4 protein-coding genes are annotated in these 3762 nt (G+C 43.9%); 1 reads left to right on the top strand and 3 read right to left on the bottom strand.

Annotated features, from left to right (window positions below):
* Positions 1-133 precede the first annotated feature (133 nt).
* Positions 134-931 (top strand): AraC family transcriptional regulator, encoded by a 798-nt coding sequence (locus VF500_RS25235; protein WP_330862325.1) that lies wholly within the window; start codon positions 134-136, stop codon positions 929-931.
* Positions 932-986: 55 nt separating this feature from the next.
* Here VF500_RS25235 and mug read toward each other — a convergent pair whose 3' ends face one another.
* The 3 genes from mug to VF500_RS25220 all read right to left on the bottom strand — a co-directional run.
* Positions 987-1508: a G/U mismatch-specific DNA glycosylase gene (gene mug, locus VF500_RS25230; RefSeq protein WP_330862324.1), complete on the bottom strand. Its 522-nt coding sequence runs from the start codon at positions 1506-1508 to the stop codon at positions 987-989.
* A 212-nt stretch (positions 1509-1720) separates the two neighbouring features.
* On the bottom strand, positions 1721-3037 hold the full coding sequence (locus VF500_RS25225; RefSeq protein ID WP_330862323.1) for a carbohydrate porin: 1317 nt from the start codon (positions 3035-3037) through the stop codon (positions 1721-1723).
* A gap of 157 nt (positions 3038-3194) precedes the next feature.
* A partial coding sequence (locus VF500_RS25220) for a cation transporting ATPase C-terminal domain-containing protein (RefSeq protein ID WP_330862322.1) occupies positions 3195-3762 on the bottom strand: 568 nt, incomplete at its 5' end.

Genomic DNA, 3762 nt, shown 5'->3' with positions numbered 1-3762 from the left:
AATTGTTGTTTTGATTTGAACGTATCTACCCTGTTATATGGGGTAGATCGTTCTTTTTATTGATCGAAAGCCCGGGACTAAATAACCATCTGAATTGATTTTTGAGATTCAGAAATTAGATGAAATAAATAAAATGAGTTTGATAGCTTCTCTTGAAGAAATCGAATTATTTGAAGATTCGATATTTGTGATGCATGAAAAGTGCGAAAAGTTTATTCCTTTTCATAAACATTCAAAAAGCCAGTTAACATATGTTGAAGGAGGTTTGGGATATATCAGGTTTCGGGAAAAGCTTCACGTTATACCTGCAAGGCATTATTTTTGGATTCCGGCAGGGGTGGAGCATACTTTCACCATAGGCAATCCGGCAACTAAATGCCGCACATTGTTTTTTCATACCCAGGGCGATTCGCAAAATGAATTTTATAACAAAGTTGGCTTCTACCCTATAAACGACCTGCTTTTTCAAATGATCAGGTTTACGGAGCAATGGAACGCGCACGCCTTACCCGGCGATGAACGTTTTGTGTTTTTGCAAAGTATTAAAAACATACTGCCCCAGGTAAGTAACCAAACGCTTTCGGCCGCTTTACCATTTACAGAAAACGAACGGATGCTGAAAATACTGGCCTATCTGGAAGATAACCTTCCTGAAAGCCATACTTTGCAAAGCATCAGTTCGCGGTTTGGCGTTAGCGAAAGAACCTTGTCGAGGTTTTTTCAATCAACCTTAAATGTCTCTTTTCTGCAATACCTGAAACTATTAAGAATGGCGAAAGCCTTCCGGCTAATTGCTGGAAATGAACACTCCTTAGCTGATATAGCCTTTTTATGCGGGTATCAGAGCTTATCGGCTTTTAGCAACACATTTTACCAGGTTACTAAAACGCGGCCTTCGGAGCATTTGATGCCCGTGGGAACGCTCATTTAGAGGCATTTTTAACCCGTTCGGCAGAGCTTTTATTATAGATATCAGTCTGCAACAGTTATAACCCTACCGGTTTTGTAATAGCAATGTACAATTCCTTGTAATGGGCAATGAGGTCATTAAGCATAAATCCCCGGTTTAAGCCACTCGGATTAGGTAGTACCCAAACTTTTGCCCCGCAGAAATCTTCTGGTTGGGAACCCCATAAAACCTGCTTTTTCCCGGAGAATGCCACGTAGGCAGGTTTGCCCAGGAACGCAATGTATTTTGGCTGAAAATGAATCATTTTAGCTTTGAAGGTTTCTATTGAATTGCTGAATTCATCTTTCGAAAGCTCGTCAGCGCGCACAGTAGCCCTTTCTACAGCAGTGGTTAGCCCATGACCAAAATCAAGGATTGTTGCGTCATTTACAGCCTCGATTTCGTGAGGTGTAAAACCTGCCTGGTGCAAAACCTTCCAAAAGCGATTGCTTCGCCCCGAAAAGTGATGCCCGTCCCAGGCAGATTTTAAACCTGGATTGATGCCACAAAAAATAACAGTGAGATTTTGGGCAATAAGATCAGTTAATATTGGGAGCATTGATGTAAACATTTCGATTCGCGATCAAATGTAAAAATACGGTAGTCTTTACATAAACTGATTATGGATCCGGCCAAGTTTTATTCAAAAGCAGACAAGGCAATAGGCGAGAACAAGATAAATGGTAAGATCTTTTAGACCCAATACTATCTGTCTGACTAACATCTAAAGCAGTAGAGCACAACGATTTTATAAATCCGATTTATCATGTTTTAAAATTCAACATGCGCCCTGATGCCCAAAACATGCACCGGCCCCCGATCTGTGTTATAAGCGGGGTGTAGTATGAACTGGTAATCAGGCGAGAGCCAGAGTTTTTTTTGATAAGCATTGATCTTGTAATAAAGCTCAGCAATCATTTCGGGCGAATAATTAAGCCGGCCATCGCCGATGATAAAGCCGTAGCCTCCAGCCGCCAGATAATCGCGATGATCGTGCGAAAGGCCGTTGCCTACAAAGGCTAAAGCAAGTACATCATCTTTTCGTCCCCAGGAAGTGCCCTTCAGCTCGCCGCCCAAACTGACAGAGCGGTCAATTTCCGTAAAATACCATGTTTGCGTATGGCCATCATTCCAGCTTAACTTGGCAAAAATGCCGAGATCTTTGGTCAGGTATTGCTCGGCATTAATACCAAACCCATATTTATGCCGCCCGTAGCGCTGGGTTGTATCAACCACCGGTGCAGCCGGATCCAATTGCAGGGCTTCGCGATATCTGCCCATTTTTCCGTTATTCAGAAACGTCATAAGGCGAACCGTACCCGGCTGCCCTGACAGCACATAACGCTTTTCAAATTCCAGCGTCTGCGTGTTGGCTTTACCTATCCTGGCATCCCAGGTTGAAGAATTTGCCTGCGTCACACTCATGGTAAAAGCAAAACGCAAGGTCCAGGTGGGTTGGCCCAATTCGGAAACCAACCCCATTACATAACCACGGGTATTAGCGGGGTAGTCCCAGGCCCCGTTATCCATCAGCGACCAGTTCATGAACTGACTGCGCGGATCGTGACTGAAGCTGTTGTCATCAAAAAAATCGGCCATTCCAAACTTACCCACAGTTAAAGATAAATAACGCTTACTGCGCAGGCCGGCAATTTGATTCACATCATCGGCTAGGGTATCTTTTTCCTTTCCCCATTGAAACGTCTGATTCAGATACAGACGGGCAATATAAATGGCAGGTGCTACGCTATTTACCCTGAAAGTTTCACCGTTAGGAAATCCGGCTATGCCTTCTGTTTTGCTCAGCCCCGAACCACCGGATAACTCCGGGTTGAATACCGCTGTAGCGCCCGGCCATAAACGTGCGGCACCATACAGCGTTGAAGTGATGGAACTTTGTGTCTCGCTAATGGGTGAAAGACTATTTTGACCGCTATACAGTGCATTGAAGGATGGTTTGTATTGAGTGATCACCGTTTGCTGGAAGTGCAGGCTGAAGCGTTTTGTAGTTGTGGTATCTGTTGTTTGGGCTATTACAGCCGGAGTCAGCAGCAATAAAAATGCAGCAAGAGTAAATATTCTTTTCATAGTCGTAATTTTTTAAAACAGGTGCTCAGGAGCACCTGCGTATGACAGGCAACTTTTTAGTGTTTAACGATCAGTTTGGCAACCAATACGTTAATGATTATCAAAATCAATACTGCTATAAACCACCATAGCAGTTTGTTAACTTTTTGTTTTCTTTTTATAGCCATTGATCGAAACGTTTAATAAACCAGTTCTTGATCAGCTGAGTCAGCACGCAGTACGCTGTCAGGATGCCTATCAGCCATGGGAAATAGCTCAATGGCAGCGATTCCAGCTTCAGCGCAGGTGCAAGCGGAGAAAATGGTAGCGCAATACCGATCAGCATAATTAACGAAGTAAGTGCAACTACCGGGGCCGCAGCCCAGCTCTGGATGAAGGGCACCTTTCGCGTGCGGATCATGTGAACAATTAGCGTTTGTGATAACAGCCCTTCAATAAACCAACCACTTTGAAATAGCCCCTGATGCGCCAGTGAATTGGCTTTGAACAGAAAAAACATCACCGCAAATGTAGCATAGTCAAAAATGGAGCTGATTGGGCCGATATAGAGCATAAATTTGCTGATACTCCGGGCATCCCATTTTTGCGGCTGCTCTATAAACTCATTATCCATGCTGTCCCAGGGAATAGAGATCTGCGAAATATCATATAACAGGTTCTGAACCAAAAGCTGTATGGGCAGCATTGGCAGGAACGGCAATAACGCACTGGCGCCGAGCATACTG

Source organism: Mucilaginibacter sp., assembly GCF_036383575.1.
Lineage (GTDB): Bacteria > Bacteroidota > Bacteroidia > Sphingobacteriales > Sphingobacteriaceae > Mucilaginibacter.
Note: the sequence above shows the minus strand (reverse complement) of the source record. Positions and strands in the feature narration are given on the sequence as shown.

Excerpts from the sequence above, each read along its gene's own strand:
- VF500_RS25235 (WP_330862325.1), top strand. The coding sequence starts at position 134 with ATGAGTTTGATAGCTTCTCTTGAAGAAATCGAATTATTTGAAGATTCG.
- mug (WP_330862324.1), bottom strand. The coding sequence starts at position 1,508 with ATGCTCCCAATATTAACTGATCTTATTGCCCAAAATCTCACTGTTATT.
- VF500_RS25225 (WP_330862323.1), bottom strand. The coding sequence starts at position 3,037 with ATGAAAAGAATATTTACTCTTGCTGCATTTTTATTGCTGCTGACTCCG.